The sequence below is a fragment of the Actinocatenispora comari genome (assembly GCF_017312725.1).
Classification (GTDB): Bacteria; Actinomycetota; Actinomycetes; order Mycobacteriales; family Micromonosporaceae; genus Actinocatenispora; species Actinocatenispora comari.
Genome location: NZ_BOPO01000060.1, coordinates 1 through 209, shown reverse-complemented (window position 1 = coordinate 209; position 209 = coordinate 1). Strand labels below are relative to the sequence as shown.

At 56.0% G+C, this 209-nt stretch carries 1 rRNA gene; it reads right to left on the bottom strand.

The annotated features are described in order from the left end of the window. Positions 1-209: ribosomal RNA gene (locus NUM_RS17680) — 23S ribosomal RNA — on the bottom strand; the annotation flags it as partial.

The following is a 209-nucleotide window of genomic DNA, read 5'->3' as shown; positions in this document are numbered from 1 at the left end:
AATTCGCACCTTCGCTTACGCTAAGCGCTCCTCTTAACCTTCCAGCACCGGGCAGGCGTCAGCCCCTATACTTCGCCTTACGGCTTCGCAGAGACCTGTGTTTTTGCTAAACAGTCGCCTGGGCCTATTCACTGCGGCTCTCTCGGGCTTGCACCCTAACAGAGCACCCCTTCTCCCGAAGTTACGGGGTCATTTTGCCGAGTTCCTTA